Source organism: Microlunatus endophyticus (assembly GCF_014646195.1).
GTDB classification, from domain to species: Bacteria; Actinomycetota; Actinomycetes; order Propionibacteriales; family Propionibacteriaceae; genus Microlunatus; species Microlunatus endophyticus.
In genome coordinates, this window is the sequence record NZ_BMMZ01000002.1 from 1 (window position 1) to 18998 (window position 18998).

At 67.7% G+C, this 18998-nt stretch carries 17 protein-coding genes; 10 read left to right on the forward strand and 7 right to left on the reverse strand.

Translation table 11 applies throughout. The annotated features are described in order from the left end of the window. The coding region (locus tag IEY07_RS03695; RefSeq protein WP_188893855.1) for a superoxide dismutase at positions 1–327 on the reverse strand (327 nt) is incomplete at its 3' end. A gap of 148 nt (positions 328–475) precedes the next feature. On the opposite strand from IEY07_RS03695, the gene IEY07_RS03700 reads away from it, so the two are divergent. The 5 genes from IEY07_RS03700 (at position 476) to IEY07_RS03720 (ending at position 7204) form a co-directional block, all read left to right on the forward strand. Next, complete coding sequence (locus tag IEY07_RS03700; protein WP_188893856.1) at positions 476–880, forward strand: hypothetical protein; 405 nt, start codon at positions 476–478, stop codon at positions 878–880. Further along, entirely contained in the window at positions 858–2003 is a 1146-nt protein-coding gene (locus tag IEY07_RS03705; RefSeq protein WP_373288800.1) for an NADH:flavin oxidoreductase/NADH oxidase, read from the forward strand. Before IEY07_RS03700 ends, IEY07_RS03705 begins: the two co-directional genes overlap by 23 nt. Before the next feature lie 122 nt (positions 2004–2125). Next, positions 2126–4045, forward strand: a complete 1920-nt coding sequence (gene dxs, locus IEY07_RS03710) for a 1-deoxy-D-xylulose-5-phosphate synthase (protein ID WP_188893858.1) — start codon at positions 2126–2128, stop codon at positions 4043–4045. Positions 4046–4447: 402 nt separating this feature from the next. Next, the gene (locus tag IEY07_RS03715; RefSeq protein ID WP_188893859.1) at positions 4448–5611 is read left to right on the forward strand and encodes an RtcB family protein; all 1164 of its coding nucleotides are present in this window, start codon (positions 4448–4450) and stop codon (positions 5609–5611) included. Between the two features lie 102 nt (positions 5612–5713). Further along, positions 5714–7204, forward strand: coding sequence for an amino acid permease (locus IEY07_RS03720; protein WP_188893860.1), 1491 nt, complete (start codon positions 5714–5716; stop codon positions 7202–7204). A 33-nt stretch (positions 7205–7237) separates the two neighbouring features. On the opposite strand, the gene IEY07_RS03725 is transcribed toward IEY07_RS03720, so the two are convergent. The 3 genes from IEY07_RS03725 to IEY07_RS03735 form a co-directional block, all read right to left on the reverse strand. Beyond that, positions 7238–9376 carry a 3-hydroxyacyl-CoA dehydrogenase NAD-binding domain-containing protein gene (locus IEY07_RS03725; RefSeq protein ID WP_229669683.1) on the reverse strand — a complete coding sequence of 713 codons (2139 nt, stop codon included), beginning with the start codon at positions 9374–9376 and terminating at the stop codon, positions 7238–7240. Beyond that, complete coding sequence (locus IEY07_RS03730; protein WP_188893861.1) at positions 9373–10584, reverse strand: thiolase family protein; 1212 nt, start codon at positions 10582–10584, stop codon at positions 9373–9375. The genes IEY07_RS03725 and IEY07_RS03730 overlap by 4 nt, the downstream gene beginning before the upstream one ends. Before the next feature lie 116 nt (positions 10585–10700). Then, positions 10701–11639, reverse strand: a complete 939-nt coding sequence (locus IEY07_RS03735; RefSeq protein WP_188893862.1) for a serine/threonine-protein kinase — start codon at positions 11637–11639, stop codon at positions 10701–10703. 160 nt (positions 11640–11799) lie between these two features. Here IEY07_RS03735 and IEY07_RS03740 point away from each other — a divergent pair, with 160 nt between their 5' ends. From IEY07_RS03740 to IEY07_RS03750, 3 genes are all read left to right on the forward strand, one after another. Further along, positions 11800–12360 (forward strand): RNA polymerase sigma factor, encoded by a 561-nt coding sequence (locus tag IEY07_RS03740; protein ID WP_188893863.1) that lies wholly within the window; start codon positions 11800–11802, stop codon positions 12358–12360. Positions 12361–12442: 82 nt separating this feature from the next. After that, positions 12443–13228 carry a hypothetical protein gene (locus tag IEY07_RS03745; protein ID WP_188893864.1) on the forward strand — a complete coding sequence of 262 codons (786 nt, stop codon included), beginning with the start codon at positions 12443–12445 and terminating at the stop codon, positions 13226–13228. A 190-nt stretch (positions 13229–13418) separates the two neighbouring features. Then, entirely contained in the window at positions 13419–14015 is a 597-nt protein-coding gene (locus IEY07_RS03750; RefSeq protein WP_188893865.1) for an SH3 domain-containing protein, read from the forward strand. 36 nt (positions 14016–14051) lie between these two features. On the opposite strand, the gene IEY07_RS03755 is transcribed toward IEY07_RS03750, so the two are convergent. The 3 genes from IEY07_RS03755 to IEY07_RS03765 form a co-directional block, all read right to left on the reverse strand. Beyond that, entirely contained in the window at positions 14052–14360 is a 309-nt protein-coding gene (locus IEY07_RS03755) for a hypothetical protein (RefSeq protein ID WP_188893866.1), read from the reverse strand. 134 nt (positions 14361–14494) lie between these two features. Next, on the reverse strand, positions 14495–15787 hold the full coding sequence (locus IEY07_RS03760) for an HRDC domain-containing protein (RefSeq protein WP_188893867.1): 1293 nt from the start codon (positions 15785–15787) through the stop codon (positions 14495–14497). Then, the gene (locus IEY07_RS03765) at positions 15784–16389 is read right to left on the reverse strand and encodes a DUF3000 domain-containing protein (RefSeq protein WP_229669684.1); all 606 of its coding nucleotides are present in this window, start codon (positions 16387–16389) and stop codon (positions 15784–15786) included. Before IEY07_RS03765 ends, IEY07_RS03760 begins: the two co-directional genes overlap by 4 nt. A 75-nt stretch (positions 16390–16464) precedes the next feature. Here IEY07_RS03765 and hemE point away from each other — a divergent pair, with 75 nt between their 5' ends. Then, complete coding sequence (gene hemE / locus IEY07_RS03770; RefSeq protein WP_229669685.1) at positions 16465–17568, forward strand: uroporphyrinogen decarboxylase; 1104 nt, start codon at positions 16465–16467, stop codon at positions 17566–17568. Beyond that, positions 17565–18989: a protoporphyrinogen oxidase gene (gene hemG / locus IEY07_RS03775; protein ID WP_188893870.1), complete on the forward strand. Its 1425-nt coding sequence runs from the start codon at positions 17565–17567 to the stop codon at positions 18987–18989. The genes hemE and hemG overlap by 4 nt, the downstream gene beginning before the upstream one ends. Positions 18990–18998 lie beyond the last annotated feature (9 nt).

The following is an 18998-nucleotide window of genomic DNA, read 5'->3' on the forward strand; positions in this document are numbered from 1 at the left end:
GAAGCCGTCGAAGGAGCCGAAGTATTCGTCGATGGCGGCGGCGAGGTCGCCGGTGGGTTTGTCGCCGCCGTCGGGGGAGAGGTTGGGCCAGAAGACGGAGTGGTTGATGTGGCCGCCGAGGTTGAAGGCGAGGTTCTTCTCGAGGCCGGCGACGGTGCCGAGGCTGTTTTTGTCGCGGGCTTCGGCGAGTTGGTCCAGGGCGGTGTTGATGCCGGCGACGTAGGTGGCGTGGTGCTTGTCGTGGTGGAGTTCCATGATCTTGCCCGAGATGTGGGGCTCGAGGGCTGCGTAGTCGTAGGGCAGATCGGGCAGCTCATAGACGGCCATCGTTGAGTTCCTTTCACAGGCGTTCTCGTACGGTCTTCAGATCTGATACCCATCCTGCAACTTCAACCTCGGTTGAGCGCAAGGGGGTCTTGCCTGGCGTGACTCGGCACCTCTAGAATCGAACACATGTTCTATCGAGGAGGGTGCGATGGATGGGTATGCGCCGCCCGGCTGGCCTGAGGTCGTACGGCCGCCCGGTGCCGTGGACTGGGACGCGCAGGCAGTGGCGTACCTGCTGGACTGCTGCCCCGCCGACTTCCGCAGCTATCCGGTCCTGCGGCGCCATCCGATGGTGCTTGCTGTCTTTGCCCGGCACAGCGTGCGGGGCCAGCGCCGCGCCGCGGCCGATGGCGTGTCGACGGTCCGTTCCGATCTCGAGCAGCGGGTGGAGCATCGGGTGATCGACGAGGCCCTCGACGCCTGGCAGTCGGAGATCGCCCGGCTGGCCCGGGTCGAGCGTTCGGTCGACCTGCTCAGCCGAGCCCTCGCCGGCGAGCGATTCGCTCCCCGGCTCGGCGAGGCGCTTGTCCATGGAGCTGGCCGGGCGGAATAGCCCGCGCGCCGGCTCGGTTGTCGCCGGGGTGACACTGCTTTTCGAGCCATACACCCTGCGTACGCTGACCTTCCGCAACCGGATCTGGGTGGCGCCGATGTGCCAGTACAGTGCCGAGCCCGACGGACCCGAGGCGGGGGTGCCGAACGATTGGCACTTCGCCCACCTGGCCTCCCGCGCGACCGGTGGTGCCGGCCTGGTGATCACGGAGGCGACCGCAGTCAGCCCGGTGGGTCGGATCAGCCCGCAGGACCTGGGCATCTGGAACGACCGGCAGGTCGAAGCCTTCTCCCGGATCACCGCCTTCATCGCCTCCCAGGGCGCAGTGCCCGGTATCCAGTTGGCACACGCCGGCCGCAAGGCCTCGACGGCGCCGCCCTGGAACAGCGGCGGGCTGGTCACATCCCGGGACGGCGGCTGGGAACCGGTCGGACCGAGCCCGATCGCCTTCTCCGAGGATCTGGCGACGCCGCACGAGCTCACCGCCGACGAGATCGCCGGCATCGTCGAGGAATTCCGCGCCGCCGCCGAGCGCGCCCTGGCCGCGGGTTTCAAAGTCGCCGAGGTGCACGGCGCGCATGGCTATCTGACACATCAGTTCCTCTCGCCGATCAGCAACCATCGGATCGACGGCTACGGCGGCAGCTTCGAGAACCGGATCCGCTTCGCGCTCGAGGTGACCGACGCGGTGCGCTCGGTGTGGCCCGAGGAGTTGCCGGTGCTGTTCCGGGTGTCTGCGACCGACTGGCTCGCCGAGGCCGGCGACGAGCGACCGAGCTGGACCGTCGACGACACGGTCGAGCTTGCCCGGCGGCTCAAGGAGCACGGGGTCGACCTGATCGACACCTCGACCGGTGGCAACGTCGCGGGTGCGAAGATCGCCCTCGGCCCCGCTTACCAGGTGCCCTTCGCGCGCCGGATCCGCGACGAGGCCGGTATCGCCAGTGGTGCGGTCGGGCTGATCACCGAGCCCGTCCAGGCGGAGAAGATCGTCGCCGACGGTGACGCGGATGTGGTGCTGCTGGCGCGGGAGTTGCTGCGCGATCCGTACTGGCCGCTGCACGCCGCCCGCGAGTTGGGCGTCGATGTGACGGTGCCCGAGCAGTACGCCCGCGCGTTCTGACACCGACCCGACAGCACAGGCCCGACGGCCGACGGGGCAGGCGGTCGCCGAGGCCGGAATCACGCCGCTCGGCGGCCCGGCCGAACTGTTTGAGCGGGCCCCGGCCACGTACACTCAGGGATATGTCGCTGTTGGAGAAGATCAACGAGCCGCGTGATCTGCGGTCCCTCTCCACCGACCAGTTGGACCAGCTGGCGCAAGAGATCAGGGCCTTCCTGATCCACCACGTGAGCCAGACCGGCGGTCACCTCGGCCCGAATCTCGGCGTCGTCGAGCTGACGCTCGCCCTGCACCGGGTCTTCGAGTCCCCGCGCGACCCGATCATCTTCGACACCGGGCACCAGTCCTACGTCCACAAGATCCTGACTGGTCGCCGGGAGCTGTTCCCGACGCTCAAGCAGCGCTACGGGCTGTCGGGCTACCCGAGTCGTGCCGAGTCCGAGCACGACTGGGTGGAGAACCAGCACGCGTCGGCGTCACTGTCCTATGCCGACGGCCTGGCCAAGGCCTTCCGGCTGCGCGGCGACAACCACACCGTGGTCGCCGTGATCGGCGACGGTGCGCTGACCGGCGGGATGGCCTGGGAGGCGCTCAACAACATCGCCGCGTCCCCGGACCTGCCGGTCGTGATCGTGGTCAACGACAACGGCCGCTCCTACACGCCGACCGTGGGGGCGATCGCCGATCATCTTTCGGCGCTGCGGACCGACCCGCGCTACGAACAGGTTCTTGATCTTGTCCGGCGCAGCGTCACGCGGACCCCGGTCGTCGGCAGTGCGGCGTACGAGGTGCTGCACGGGGTGAAGACCGGGCTGAAGGACGTACTGGCCCCGCAGGGCATGTTCGCCGATCTTGGACTGAAATACGTCGGACCGATCGACGGCCACGACGTCGGTGCCGTCGAACGGGCGCTGCAGCAGGCCAAACATTTCGGCGGACCGGTCATGGTGCACGTGATCACCCACAAGGGCAAGGGATTCCCGGCCGCCGAGAACAACGCCGAAGATCAGTTCCACACTGTGGGCAAGATCGACGAGATCACCGGTGCGCCGCTGTCCGGCCCGGGCGGACGCCAGTTCGCCGAGATCTTCGGCGAGGAGCTGGTCCGGCTCGGGCGTTTCGACGACCGGCTGGTCGCGATCACCGCGGCCATGCTCTATCCCACCGGGCTGCATCGCTTCGCGGAGGTCTTCCCGGAGCGGACCTTCGACGTCGGCATCGCCGAGCAGCACGCGGTCACCTCTGCCGCCGGGCTGGCGATGGGCGGCATGCACCCGGTCTTCGGTGTGTACGCGACCTTCCTCAACCGGGCGTTCGACCAGGTGCTGCTGGATGTCGCGCTGCACCGGCTCGGCGTCACCTTCGTGCTGGACCGCGCCGGCGTCACCGGCAATGACGGCGCCAGCCACAACGGCATGTGGGACCTGTCGATCCTGCAACTCGTACCAGGGTTGCAGCTCGCGGCTCCCCGGGACGCGACCCGGCTACGTCAGGCGCTCGGCCGGGCGGTGACGATCGACGATGCGCCGACGGTGATCAGATACTCCAAGGAGGTCGTGCCGGCCGATATCGATGCGGTGGACGTGATCGGCGGGATCGACGTGCTGGCCCGGTGTGATCATGATCAGGTGCTGGTCGTGGGTTACGGTGCGATGGTGCCGACCGCACTGACGGTCGGCCGCCGGCTGGCCGACCAGGGCATCGGCGCGACAGTCGTCGATCCGGTCTGGGCGCTGCCGGTCAACCCGGCGTTGATCGATTGCGCCGCCCGTCACCAGTTGGTGATCACCATCGAGGACAACGGCGTGGTCGGCGGTTGTGGAGCCCGGCTCGCCCAGGAGCTCTCGCACCGCAAGATCAAGACACCGGTGCGCAATTTCGGTGTGCCGCAACGATTCCTGGAGCACGGCAGCCGCTCCGGCCTGCTGGAGGAGCTGGGTCTGTCGGCCCAGGAGATCGCCAGGGAGACCCTGGAGGAGATCGTCGGGCACGCCCGCCCGCTGACCACCGAGGACGTGCTGGCCGACCGGCCCCAGTCCTGACCCGACGGCTCCCGCTCGGCCCCCGCGCGGAGATTCGCGGGTCACTGTGGTGCTCCGGTGCTCACTTGCCAGAACTCGTGACAGCTCGAGTTGCGGCTTCCGTACGGCGTCGGGTGCCCTTGGAACTCGCGACAACCCGGGTTCGGTTGCCTGGGATTTCGTAACTCGTGACAACTTGAGTTCGCGGTCGCGTACGGCCGGATTGGTGCGCGCAACTCGCGACAACTCGACATGCGGCGCCTACGCGGCGATAGCGAGAGAGGGAAACTCGCGACAACTCGAGTTGGAGCCGACCCGGCCGGCTGAAAACCGTTCGCATCGACCGTCGCCGACCTTCATCATGATCGTCGGCCCGGCAACCGGGCTGCGTCATAACGTGACACACGAACGGAGGAGGTCAGAATGCCTGAGCAATTGGAGAAGAAGTTGATCAATTGGGCGTCCGTCCTGGAGGACAGCACCCGCGAACAGGCGGTGACCACCTCCGGGCTGCCGTTCATCTTCCCGCACCTGGCGCTGATGCCCGACGCCCACCTGGGCAAGGGCGCGACGGTCGGTTCAGTCATCCCGACCGACCGGGCGATCATCCCGGCGGCCGTTGGCGTGGACATCGGTTGCGGCATGATCGCGGTACGGACCCAGTTCGAGGTCGGCGATCTGCCGACCGATCGGCAGTCGGTGCGGACGATGATCGAGTCCGCGATTCCGCTGTCGGCCGGGTTCTACAACCGGGACGTGTATGCCGGCCACACGGCGGAGCGGATCGAGACGCTGCGGCTGGCAGCAGATTTCGATCTTGATCGGTACGCACCCAACTGGCCGATGCAGCTGGGCAGCCTGGGATCGGGGAACCATTTCATCGAGATCTCGGTGGACGGCGAGGATCGTGTCTGGCTGTTCCTGCACTCGGGCAGCCGGGGTGTCGGCAACAAGATCGCCCAGCATCACATCAAGCAAGCGCAGAAGATCATGAAGCAGTACTGGATCGACCTGCCGGATCCTGATCTTGCCTACCTGGTCGAAGGGACGAAGGAGTTCAGCTCCTACCTGGCCGAATTGCACTGGGCGCAGGCATTCGCGCTGGCCAACCGGGACGAGATGATGGACCGGGTGGTCGCTGCGGTCGGGGAGTGGACCGGCGCGACGGTCGAGCGGGAACTGGTGGTCAACTGCCACCACAACTACACCGCGCGGGAGAAGCACTTCGGCCGGAGCGTCTGGGTCTCCCGGAAGGGTGCGATCGACGCTCATGAGGGTGTCTGGGGCCTGATCCCGGGCAGCATGGGCACCGCGTCGTACGTCGTGGTCGGCAAGGGCAATCCGGTCGCGTTGTGCTCGGCTCCGCACGGTGCCGGCCGGCGGCTGTCCCGGTCCGCGGCCCGGCGGCAGTTCACTGCCGACGACCTGCGGGCGGCGATGGGGGAGATCGAGTATCGCGACACCGATGCCTTCGTCGACGAGATCCCGGCGGCGTACAAGGACGTCGAGCAGGTGATGGCCGATGCGGCCGATCTGGTCGACATCCGGTATCGGCTGCGGCAGATCGTCAACGTCAAGGGCGACTGACGCGCCTGCGACGCGCGGTGGGTGTATTCCGGCTCGTCGGAGTCCTGTGGCTCTACTGTGAACAGTGCGGCTTACTCATCTCGACCGAGAGGGGCAGTACCGGTGAGCGTCCTGAGGACCAAGTCCATCGAGCAATCGCTCGCGGACACCGACGAGCCGGAATACCGGCTCAAGAAGAATCTGAGCGCACTCGACCTGACGGTCTTCGGCATCGGCGTCGTGATCGGTGCCGGCATCTTCACCCTGACCGGGCGGGCGGCGGGCACGATGGCCGGCCCGAGCATCGTGTTGAGCTTCGTGCTGTCCGGGTTGTGTTGCGCTTTCGCCGCGCTCTGCTACGCCGAATTCGCCTCGACTGTGCCGGTCTCCGGCTCGGCGTACACCTTCTCCTATGCCAGTCTCGGTGAGCTGATCGCCTGGATCATCGGCTGGGACCTGATGCTGGAGCTGCTGGTCGGTGCGGGCACCGTCGCCCAGGGCTGGTCGGAATACGCCCAGTTACTGATCCAGCAGCTCGGCGCGAAGGGCTTCTCTGCCGAGATCGGTCCGTTCCATTGGCTGGCGGCGTTGTTGGTCCTCGGACTCTGCGTGTTGATCACGGTCGGCATCAAGGAGTCGCTGCGGGTCAACATGGTCCTGGTGTTCCTGAAACTCTTCATCGTGCTGTTCGTGATCATTGCCGGTCTGTTCTTCATCAACGGGGCGAACTACTCGCCGTTCATCCCGCCGGCCCGGCCGGGTGATCAGGTGAGTGGGCTGGCCGAGCCGCTGTTGCAGGCGGTCCTCGGGATGCAGCCGACGGCCTTCGGAGTATTCGGCATCTTCTCCGGCGCGGCGCTGGTCTTCTTCGCCTACATCGGATTCGACGTGGTCGCCACCACCGCCGAGGAGGCCAAGAACCCGCAGCGGGATCTGCCGATCGGCATCATCGCGTCCTTGATCATCTGCACCGTGCTCTACTGCGCGGTCTGCCTGGTGATCACCGGGATGGTCCGCTACGACAAGATCGATCCGGACGCGGCGCTGGCGGAGGCGTTCACCACCGTCGGTCATGGATGGATGGCGACGATCATCTCGGCGGGCGCGGTTGCGGGGCTGATGACCGTGGTCCTGACCCTGATGACCGGCGCGTCCCGGGTGGTGTTCGCGATGTCGCGTGACCATCTGCTGCCGCCCGGGCTGGGCACCCTGCACTCGTCCTTCAAGACGCCGTACCGGGTGATTGCGATCATCGGCGTGCTGGGCGTCCTGATCGCCGGATTCATCCCGGAGGACTGGTTGGCCGACATGGTCAACATCGGCACCTTGACCGCCTTCATCCTGGTGTCGATCGGCGTCATCGTGTTGCGGCGTACTCGCCCGGACCTGCCGCGTGCCTTCCGGGTGCCGGGCGTTCCGGTGATCCCGATCATCGCGGCGCTGATCTGCTTCTACCTGACGATCAACCTGTCCATCGAGACCTGGCTGCGGTTCCTGGTCTGGATGGTCATCGGCTTCGTGATCTACTTCGGCTACAGCCGGACGCACTCCCGGCTGGCGACCGGGGCGGACCAACACGGCAACGCACCGACCGCCCCGGCCGACCAGAGTTGATCACGATCCCGATCACCTCTGCCGGGGGTGTGGTCAGCGGGCGACGCTGGCCACACCCGCCGGCAGGAAGCGGCGTCCGATCACCTTCTCCGAGACGCCGGTGCGGTCCAGGTACGGTGTGATGCCGCCGTCGTGGAACGGCCAGCCGGCACCCAGGATCAGGCACAGGTCGATGTCCATCGGCGCCTGGACCACCTTCTCGTCCAGCATCAGCCCGATCTCCTCCGCCAGCGCGGAGGTGGCGCGTTCGAGGATCTGCTCGGCGGTGCTCGGTTTGTCGCCGACCGTGAAGAGCGACTTCACGTCGTCGGGGACGTACGGCTTGCCCTCGGTATCCCAGTCATAGACGCCCGGACGCTTGGACGCGACGAGCGCTTTGAGATTGTCCGAGACGGTGAACCGATCACCGAGTTTGGCGTTGAGCGTTTCCGCAACGTGCAATGCGATCGCGGGACCGACGAGCTGGGTCAGCACCATCGGCGTCATCGGCAGGCCTAGCGGTTGCAGCGCCCGATCGGCGACCTCGATCGGCGTGCCCTCGTCGATCGAGGCGATCACCTCGCCCATCAGCCGGGTCAGCAGCCGGTTGACGACGAACGCCGGCGCGTCGGACACGATCACCGCGTTCTTCCGCAGCTTCTTGGCCACCGCGAGCGCGGTGGCGACCGTCGGGTCGTCGGTCTTCTCGCCGCGGGCCACCTCCAGCAGCGGCAGGACGGCGACCGGGTTGAAGAAGTGGAAGCCGACCACGCGTTCGGGATGATCAAGATCGGCGGCCATCTCGGACACCGACAGCGACGAGGTGTTGGTCGCCAGCACTGTCTCGGCCGCGACGTGCTTCTCCAGCTGGGCGAAGACCTGCTTCTTGACCGACAGCTCCTCGAAGACAGCCTCGATCACGAATTCGCAGTCGGCGTAGGCGCTGTAGTCGGTGGTGCCGGTGATCAGCGCCTTGAAGTGGTTGGCGGTGTCGGCGTTGATCCGGCCGCGGGACAACAACCGCTCGATCTCGCCGTGCACGCCGGCCATACCGCGGTCCACCCGCTCCTGGTCGACATCGCTGATCACCACCGGCACTTGGAGCCGCCGGATGAAGAGCAACGCCAGCTGGGACGCCATCAACCCGGCGCCGACGACGCCGACCTTGGTCACAGTACGGGCCAGCCAGGAGTCCGGTGCGCCGGCGGGCTTGCGGGCCCGCTTCTGCACCAGGTCGAAGGAATACAGGCCGGCGCGCAGCTCGTCGGACAGGATCAGCTCGGTCAGCGCCGCGTTCTCCCGTTCGAACGCCGCATCCCGGTCCGGCACCTTGGCCGCGGCGACCAGATCCAATGCCCTGTACGGCGCCGGTGCAGCTCCCGAGACCTTGGCGTCGGCGATCGCCTTGCCGCGGGCGACCGCGTCGTCCCACGCCTGTCCGCGATCGGGCTCCGGGCGGTCAATGGTGATCTTGCCCGCGACCACCTGGCCGGCCCAGTCCAGCGACCGCTCCAAGAAGTCGGCGCCGTCGAAGATCGCGTCCGCAAGACCGAGCTCGTACGCCTGCGGCCCGGTGAGCATCCGGTTGTTGTTCAGCGGATTCTCGATGATCACCGTGATCGCTCTGTCGGCACCGATCAGGTTGGGCAGCAGGTAGGCGCCGCCCCAGCCGGGCACCAGGCCGAGGAACACCTCGGGCAGCGCCAGCCCGGCTGCCGAGCGGGAGACCGTACGGTACTGGGAGTTGAGGCCGACCTCGAGTCCGCCGCCGAGGGCGAGTCCGTTGTAGAAGGTGAAGGTCGGGATCTTCGCCGTGCCCAGCTTGCCGAAGACGCCGTGGCCGATCCGGGCGATCGACTCGGCCTGCTCGGGCTCGGTGATCTTGGAGACGCCGGCGAGATCGGCACCGGCTGCCAGGATGAACGGCTTACCGGTGATCGCGATCGCGGCGACGCCACCCTGATCAGGCGCCGTGCGGGCCAGAGCGGCATCGATGGCCTGGTTGAGATTGCCGAGGCTGGCCGGCCCGAAGGTGTTGGGCCGGGTGTGGTCCTGGCCATTGTCCAGCGTGATCAACACCGCGGTGCCGGCGCCGTGCGGTAGTTCGACGTCACGGCTCAATGCCTGGGTGACGACGGATTCGTCCGCGAGCGCGGCGGCCTCGTCGATCATGGTCTGCAGATCCTTGGTCACAGTGCTGCTCCCTCGGCCTCGGAGTCGTAGTACGGGTTCTCCCAGATCACTGAACCGCCCATGCCCAGTCCGACGCACATCGTGGTCAGGCCGTAGCGGATCTGCGGGTTGTCGCGGAAGGTGCGGGCGAGATGGATCATCAGTCGGACGCCGGAGCTGGCCAGCGGGTGGCCCAGGGCGATGGCACCGCCGTACGGGTTGAGCTTCGGATCGTCGTCGTCGACCTTGAAGTGATCACAGAAGGCGAGCACCTGGACCGCGAAAGCTTCGTTGATCTCGATCGCACCAAGATCATCGAAGCCCAGTCCGGCGCGCTGCAGTGCCTTCTCGGTCGAGGGGATCGGGCCGACGCCCATCACCTCTGGATCGACACCGGCGAAAGCGAAGGAGACCAGTCGCATCGCCGACGGCAGGCCGAGCTCCGCGGCGGTGTCCTCGGCGGCGAGCAGGGCGGCGGTCGCGCCGTCGTTGAGACCGGCCGCATTGCCGGCGGTGACCCGGCCGTGCGGCCGGAACGGGGTACGCAGCCCGGCCAGCGCCTCCATGGTGGTGCCGGGGCGCGGCGGCTCATCCTTGGTGGCAAGGCCCCAGCCGAGTTCCTTGCTGCGCAGGGCTGTCGGGACCAGCGCCTCCTGGATGATTCCGGCTTCGTAGGCCCGGGCGACCCGCTGTTGGCTGAGCACCGCGTACGCGTCGGCGCGCTCCCGGGTGATCTCCGGATAACGATCATGGACGTTCTCGGCGGTGGAGCCCATCACCAGCGCGGACTCGTCGACCAGCTTCTCGGCAACGATCCGCGGGTTGGGGTCGATGCCCTCGCCCATCGGATGCCGGCCCATGTGCTCGACACCGCCGGCGATCACGACGTCGTAGGCGCCGAAGGCGATACCGGAGGCGGTGGTCGTCACGGCAGTCATGGCGCCGGCGCACATCCGGTCGATCGCGAAACCGGGGACCGACTTGGGCAGGCCGGACAACAGAGCCGCACTGCGGCCGATGGTCAGACCTTGATCACCGATCTGGGTGGTGGCCGCGATCGCCACCTCGTCCACTTTGTCCGGCGGCAGTTCAGGGTGTCGGCGCATCAGGTCGCGGATGCAGTTGATCACCAGGTCGTCGGCACGCGTCTCGGCGTACATCGACCCGGCCTTGCCGAATGGGGTGCGAACGCCGTCGACGAAGACGACCTCGCGGGAGGCTCTGGGCATGGGCCCCATATTACTCACGAGTAACCATGGGGGCGAGGGGTCGCGTCGACCCCACTGGCGCCGCCGTAGTCGTTGAGCTGCGGCACCCGCCGCAGCAGTCAGTGCAGTCGCAGCAGTCAGCGAAGCAGCCAGGCGGCTGCGGCCGCCAATGCGAAGGCCAGCACTGCCGCAACCACCACCAGTGGAACCGGCCAGTTGTGCGACCGTAGTCGACCGCTCGGAGTCCGGTCGGGTGCGGCAGACAGTGCCGTCAGTCGATCACCCAGGTCAGCAGCGGTGGTAGGACGCTGACCGGGATCGCGGCTCAACGCGGCAGTCAACAGCGCGTCCAGCTCCGGATCCAGACCCAGACCACGGGCGATCGGCTCCGCGCGGACCTGCGCGGAGCGCGTCATCACCGCGGCCGCGCTGACGTCGTCGAACGGACGACGCCCGCTGGCCAGTTCGTAGGCCATCACTCCGAGCGCATAGACGTCGGCTCGTGCGTCGAAGCCGCCGCGCTGATCGGCCTGCTCCGGCGCCATGTAGGCGGGCGTTCCGGTGGTTACCGTGAGCCCGCTGGCGTCGGCGAGCATCTTGGCGCTGCCCAGGTCTGCGACCAGCACCCTGGAGCCGCCGTCGGAGTCGTCCACCAGCAGATTGGTCGGCTTGATGTCGCGGTGCACGATCCCTTCGACATGCAGCACCTGTACTGCGTACGCCGCCTGAGCAGCCAACCGCAAAGCGTCCCGCGGCTCCAGTTGACCGATCAAGTCCGCCAGCGTTCCACCGGGGATGTAGTCCATCACGAAGAACGGCCGATCTTCGGCGACACCGACATCATGTACTCGGACCACTTGTGGGCTCTCGATCCGCCGGAGCAGCCGGGCTTCGGTCAGGAACCGTTCGCGGACATCAGCATTGACGGACCAGTTCTCCGCCAGGATCTTGATCGCGACACCGGTGTCGAGTTCCGGGTCGTATCCCTTCCACACCGTTGCGAACGCGCCCGAGCCGAGAACATGGTCCAGGCGATAGCGACCGAGTTCGCGCTCGGGTTGCTGGCGTGCTGTCATCGAACGGTCCCCATGGCAGGCTCATTCTGCGTGATATCGGGTCACTCGTCGAACCGGGCACCGGATGATGTTAGGACCCAGTTCCCACCGGGAATTCACCAACTGCGGTTCGAACCTGCTATTCAGGTCCGTGATCTCAAACTGCACATCAGGGGTGGTCATGCCGAACGATGAACTGGACGCGCTGGTCCGGGCGGCCCGGTCCGGCAATGCCGGAGCGATGGACGAACTGCTGGTTCGGATCCGTCCCCAGGTGTTGCGTCGGTGCGCGAAGTTCCTGCCGTGTCCGATGGATGCCGAAGAGGCGGCGCAGGATGCCCTGTTGTCGATCAGTTCCAAGATCAACACCTTCGACGGCCGAGGGACGTTCCTCGGCTGGGTCGCGGCGACCACGTCCAACAGCGCACGAGCGACCTATCGATCGCTCCGCAGGCGCGCCGACCGTGAGGCGTCAGCGCCCGATCACGAGCCCGCGGATCCGCGCACCACGAGTGTGATCGCCGGCACCCGCCTGGATCTGCTGGAGTCACTCGACGAACTCCAGGAACAGCACCCGGCGCTGGTCGAGTCCTTCGTGCTCCGGGATCTCGACGAGTTGACCTACGACGAGATCGCCGAACTCACGGGAGCACCATTGGGAACCGTCAAGCACCGGATCCATCAGGCCCGGGCATTCATGCGGGAACGGATGCGACTGGTCATTCAGCGCGATCACAGATGAGCAACGAACTCTGGTGCGGACCAAACTTTTCCGGAGCCGGCGGCATCACCCCAGCTGAGCACCGTCCGTCGAGGAGCGGCCATTGAGGACACGATCTGCGGCCGCCGCAGTCGGCGCGGCGGTAGCCCTCGGCCTGGTGGCCGGCGGGATCGTGCTGCCGCACTACTTCGGTCCGCATCCGCCCGGGCTGACCGCGATCGGGGGAACCCCGAGTGCCCAGGCCACAACGTCCTCGCAGGGTCCGCAGCAATCCTCGGCCCCGTCCGCCTCGCCGACCCCAGTCCGGACGGCGGCCACGACCCCGCCGCCCTCGTCGTCCCCGGCACCACAGACCGGAAAACTCGGGACCTCACTGCTGCTGCGCAATCAAGATCTCTTCCAGGCGGGCTTCTACTCGTCCTACAAGCGCACGACCGGAACCGGTGAGGGCGGCTCGATCCTGGCCGGCTGCGGTGGTGAGGACGAGTCGGTCAGCGTGCACGCCCGGACCGCTGACCTGATCTACGCCAGGTGGCTGGCTGACGGCAACGGTCACGACCGCGGAAGCGACCTGATGGGCTATGAGGTGATCGGCCAGTCGACTACGTCGGCGCAGGCCACGCGAGCCGCAGACGCAGCAGTGCGGGTGCTGTCCGGCTGCGTTGTCGAGCCGGCAACGCACTGGTACTACACCAAGCCGATCACGACGACAACCGGCAGCACGCGACTGACCGTCTTCATCACCCACGACGGCGACGGCAAGCAGTCCGGCAGCATTGCCGTGTTCCTCGACCGGCGACGGTTCGGGGTCCTTGAGCTGGAGACCTACGACGGGACAGATCAACAGTTGACCAAGATCAGCTCCACGACAGCGCGCCGGTTGCGCTGACCGCCCTCGTCCGCACCATCGGGCGGTTCCCGGCGGACTGATCACCGAGGTCGCGGTGCCGTGTCCCGATCGTGACCAAACCATCGACTCAGTAGCGGCATCTCCCTATACGACAGCGCACGATGCGCGCTGCCGGCCACGGCGGCCAGATCTCTGATCGCCGTTTCGTATCACAAGCGAGGAGAAGTCCATGGCTACCAAGATCAATCGCACCGCCGGCAAGATCGCCGCGGTGACGCTCAGCGTCGTATCCGCCGCCGGACTCACTGCCGTCCTGCCCGCGACCCATGCGGCGGCCGATGGCGGTACGACAGCCAAAGGCCGGGTGACCGCCAGGACCACGCTGGCCGAGCGATCCGCCCCCAGCACGCACGCGCCGATCGCGGGCAAGGGATACCGTAACGGCCAGACGATCAAGCTGGACTGCAACCTGTTCGGCACCAGCGTCGGCGGCAACGCGACCTGGTACAAGATCGTCGGCAAAGACAGTTGGGTAGCGGCCCGCTACGTGAAGAACATCGGCAACGCTCCCATCGCGTGCACCGCCGCCAGCGTTCCTGCTGACCGGCACGCCAAGACCACCGCCAGCGTCAACCTGCGCCAGGCGCCTTCGACCCATGATCGGGTGATCGGCCACATCGCCAAGGGCAAGCAAGCCCAATTGTGGTGCAAGGTCGCCAGCCAGAAGGTGGACGGCAACCACACCTGGTACCAGGAGTCGAACGGCTGGGTCGCCGCCAAGTACGTCAAGACCGCCAAGCGGATTCCCTACTGCTCGCAGCTTTGAACCACAGGCGGTGACCGGGATCTTGCCCGTCGGCGCTCAGTGGAAGGTCAGGTAGGAGCAGATCGCCATTGGCACCAGGCCGAGAAGGACGAGGGGATTGGAGAGACGGCGTCGGTTGACCTTCAGAATTATTGCCGTGCTGATCAGGCCGATGACGCCGGTCAGTGTGCAGAGCCCGATCGCGTCGGAGCGAGCGATAGTCGTGCGGTTGAAGACGGCGTACAGCCCGACGGCGGCGGAGTGGATGCCGAGCACGATGGTGATGATCACTGATGCGAGCACGCGCTGGACCCGGTCGAGGCTGCGGCCCTCTTCGGGGCTCCGTGGGATGTGTGCGTCGGTCATGTCGCTCGCTGATCGATGGCTCAATTCGCGGGCGCCGTCAGGCAACGCACTCTCCGTTCGTGGGACGTCCGGGCCGGAATACCGGGGTTGGCCCGATCCCGATTCTACGGGTCTCTTGGCTGAGCCCGCGGCCGCTATTGACCGGCCGGCTGGTCGAGCAGGGGAGTCAACAGCGGTACGACGATCTCGCGCTGCCACGCCCGGGCACCGAGACCGGCCAGGAAGCTGTCGACCGACGACTCGTCCAGCGGCTCCGGCGGACGCCAGGCCAGACGGCGGACGTAGTCGGGGGTGAGCAGATTCTCCACCGGAAGCGTCAACTCGGCGGACCGGGCGGTCAGCGCCTCGCGAACCGCGGCCAGCCGGGTGGCGGCGACCGGATCACGGCCGGCCCAGAGCCTGGCCTGCTGGGGTGGCCCGTCGGAATGCCTGTGCAGCGGCGGCAGCTGGGACTCCGGCAGCGATTGGGCACGCTCGATCGCCGCGATCCAGTTGGTCTCGTACCGTCGGGTCGAGCGACGACGGAAGGTGGGCAAGTCCCGGACCGCCTGCGGGGTCGGATTCCGCAGGGCGGCGATCTCGGCGATCGCCAGGTCGGGCAGGATCTTCCCGGGAGTGCGGTCGGTCCGCCGGGCGATCTCGTCGCGGGCCAGCCACAGCTCGGCGACAACCGCCAGACCGCGGCGGCTGCGGATCCGATGGATCCCCGAGGTTCGCCGCCACGGGTCGGGCCGGGGTTCGGCGGGATCGGTCGAATGCACGGCCAGATACTCGAACTCCTGGCGGGCCCACTCGGTCTTGCCCGCCTCGTCCAGGCGTACGGCCATCGCCTCGCGCAGCTCGATCAGCAGTTCGACGTCGAGCGCGGCGTAGTTGAGCCAGTCGGTTGGCAGCGGCCGCTTGGACCAGTCGGCCGCCGAATGCTCCTTGAGCAGTCGGACGCCGAAGAACTCCTCGATCAAGGTGCCGAGGTTGACCCGCGGATAGCCGAGCAGCCGACCGGCCAGCTCGGTGTCGAAGATCCGCGACGGCACCAGCCCGATCTCGACCAGGCACGGCAGATCCTGGTGCGCGGCATGAATGATCCACTCCGCGCCGATGATCAGCCGATCCAGGTCCCCGAGATCGGCCGGCCGGCCGGCAGGCGCCAGCGCGACCGGATCGATCAGCACCGTCCCGGAGCCCTGTCGGCGGAGTTGGATCAGATAGGCGCGATTGCTGTACCGGAATCCGTGGGCGCGCTCAGCATCGATGGCGACCGGTCCGGTCCCGGAGCCGAGCGCCGCGACCGCATCCCGATAGTGAGCCTGATCGGCGACGACATCGCCCAGTCCGTCCGCCGGCTCAGTGAGCAGTCGGACGTCATCCTCGCCCGCCGCATCCGGTTCATCCGGATCGAGCCGGTCGGGAGTCGTCGGGGACGTCACCGTAAGCGACCGTTTCGCCCCTGAGGTGTCCGGCGCGACGGGATGGGGACCACACCCTCGGGCAGCGGCGGCTGGCCTGCCGTGGTGCACAACATCTCACCCCAGGCCTGCAGATGTGGTGTCAAAGGCTCCAGATCCTCGACCTCAGGCGTCCAGGACGCCCGGATCTCGACCTCGGCACGCGGCGGCTCCTCGGCCATGCCTCCGAACGACTCGCTGGAGACCGACGTGACCGTCCCGCTGGGCGAGTGGAAAGCGGCGCCGTGGTTGGTCAGCGCCTCGATCAGCCAACTCCAGCCGACACTGCGCAACAACGGGTCGGTCACCATCTCCGGGTCCACCTCGGCACGGGCGAAGGTGACCAGCCGGAAAGTGCCGCCCCAGGCTGCGTTGCCGGCCGGATCGTGCAACAGCACCAACCGGCCGCTGCCGATCTCCTCGTCGCCGGCTACCACGTCGGCGGTCAGGGCGGCTGCGAACGGTGCGATCCGTTGCGGCGCCGGGATCTCCTCGATCTGCAGTTCAGGACGCCAGGAAGCAGAACGCAATTCCGCCACGACTCTGCGGAAGCCGTCCGGAGCGGAGGGCTTCTCCTGGTTCACACCCACATGCTGACCTTACGGTGCGGCACCCACACCGATGAGGCCCGACGCGCCGCGCGTGAAAAGATTCAGTCCGTGCCCGCACCCCAGACCGACCCCGCCGTACCCGCTCCACAGACCGGAGAACCAGCTCTGCTCGCCGCCGCCCGGCGCCGACAGTCGGATGCGGCAGAGGGGAACCGGCTCCCGGTCTGGTTCATGCGTCAGGCGGGGCGGTCGCTGCCCGAGTATCACAAGGTCCGGGCCGGACTGGGGATGCTCGAGACCTGTGCTCGGCCGGAGCTGGTCACCGAGATCACCCTGCAGCCGGTCCGCCGCTACGGCGTCGACGGTGCGGTGCTCTACAGCGACATCATGGCGCCGCTGCAGGCCGCCGGCATCGGGTTGGACATCAAGCCCGGCGTCGGTCCGGTGATCGACGAGCCGATCCGCGACCGGGCCGGCCTGGATCGGCTGCGGCCGCTCGATCCGGCCTCGGTCGAACACGTCGCAGAGGCCGTACGGCTGCTGGTCGCCGAGCTCGGGACCACCCCGCTGATCGGTTTCGCGGGTGCGCCGTTCACGCTGGCCAGCTATCTGGTCGAAGGCGGCCCGAGCAAGGACTACGCCAGGACCAAGGCCCTGATGGTCGGCGACCCGGCGCTGTGGCACGACCTGTGCGAGCGGCTCGCCGACATCGCCGCGGACTTCCTCGCCGTGCAGATCGGGGCCGGCGCCCGGATCGTGCAGCTCTTCGACTCCTGGGTCGGCAGCCTGTCGCTGGCCGACTACCGCGTATCCGTCGCCGAGCATTCAGCGCGGGTGCTGGCCCGGGCGCGGGAGCTCGGGGTGCCGACCATCCACTTCGGGGTGGGGACTGGCGAGCTGCTGCCGGCGATGGCGGACGCCGGAGCGGACGTGGTCGGCGTGGACTGGCGGATCCCGCTGGCCGAAGCCAGCCGTCGGATCGGCCCGGACCACGCCGTCCAGGGCAATCTGGACCCGGCACTGCTCGGTGCACCCTGGCCGGTGGTCGCCGATCGGGTCCGCTCGGTGATCAGATCCGGTGCCCAGGCGCCGGGCCACATCTTCAATCTCGGTCACGGTGTGCCGCCGACGACCGACCCAGATGTGCTGGCCAAGATCGTTGATCTTGTGCACGCCGAGGGCCCGGCGCTGCGGTCCGAGGTCACCCGATGACGACGACGGTGATCATCGGCGGCGGCGTCACAGGGCTGTCGGCCGCGCACCGGCTGGCGCAGCTGGCTCCGCAGGAGACGATCATCGTCTGCGAGTCGTCACCACGCCTCGGCGGCAAGCTGCGTGGTCTTGATCTTGGTAGCCCTGCGACAGGCTCAGGGTTCGTGGTCGATGTCGGCGCCGAGTCGATGCTGGCCCGCAGGCCTGAGGGGACGGCGTTGATCAGCGAGCTCGGTCTCGATGATCAACTGACCCATCCGACCAAGGCCCGCGCGCAGGCCTACCTGGGCGGAGCCGTACGCGCACTGCCGCCCACCAACCTCGGCGTCCCTGTTGATCTTGACGCGCTGGAAGGCTACCTGAGCGCCGAAGGTCTGGCCCGGGCCCAGGCCGAGGTCGAGCTTCCCGCGCCGCCACTGGCCGGCGACGTCGGCATTGGCGAGTATGTCGCGCAGCGGTTCGGTGACGAGGTCACCGACCGGGTCCTGGAACCAATGCTCGGCGGCGTCTATGCCGGGCAGTCGCGCCGGTTGTCCTTCCAGGCCGTGCATCCGACCTTGTACGCCGCCGCCCGTGACGGCGGATCGCTGCTGCAGTCGGCGCAACGGGTCGCTGCCGCAGCCGGCCGCCGCAACGATGCCGCGACCGGTTCGGCGCCGCCGGTGTTCGCCGGCCTCGTCGGCGGCATCAACACCATGATCAGCGCGCTCGCCGATGATCTTGGACGGCGCGGCGTGGAGCTCCGGACCGGCACGACGGTCCGCGAGCTCACCCGGACTGCCTCCGGGTCGTACGAGGTGATCACCGGTCCGGTTCCCGCTCCCGTGACGATCATCGCCGACCGGGTGCTGCTGGCCACCCCGGCCGCCCCGACCGCCCGGCTGATCTCCGGGCTGTCATCAAAGGCATCCTCAATCCTGGAAGGGATTCCCTCGGCGTCGATGGCGGTGGTCACCTTCGTGGTCGCCGATGCCGCGCTGGACGGTTCCGGCCTGCTGGTGCCGCCGGGCGAGCTGCCAACGATCAAGGCGTTCACCTACTCGTCGAACAAGTGGGCCTGGATCGCCGATCGGGCTGCGGCCGTGTACGGAGACGGTGTCGCCGTCGCGCGGGCCAGTGTCGGCCGACTGGGCGAGGAGCAGCTGCTGCAGGTCGATGATCGACAGCTGATCGACCGGACGATCGCCGAGGCGCGTCGGGTCCCTGGCTGGGAGCACGCCCGCTTGCTGGTCTCCTCGGTGCAGCGCTGGGGCGGTGGCCTGCCGCAGTATCTCGTTGATCACCGACGGTCGATGGCGCAGCTGGGTGCCGCCGTCGACGCGCTGCCGAGGGTGACGGTCGCCGGCGCCTATCTGGACGGGGTCGGCGTGCCGCCGTGTATCGCCACGGCCCACCGTGCCGTCGAGTCACTGCTCGGCTGACCTGATCCG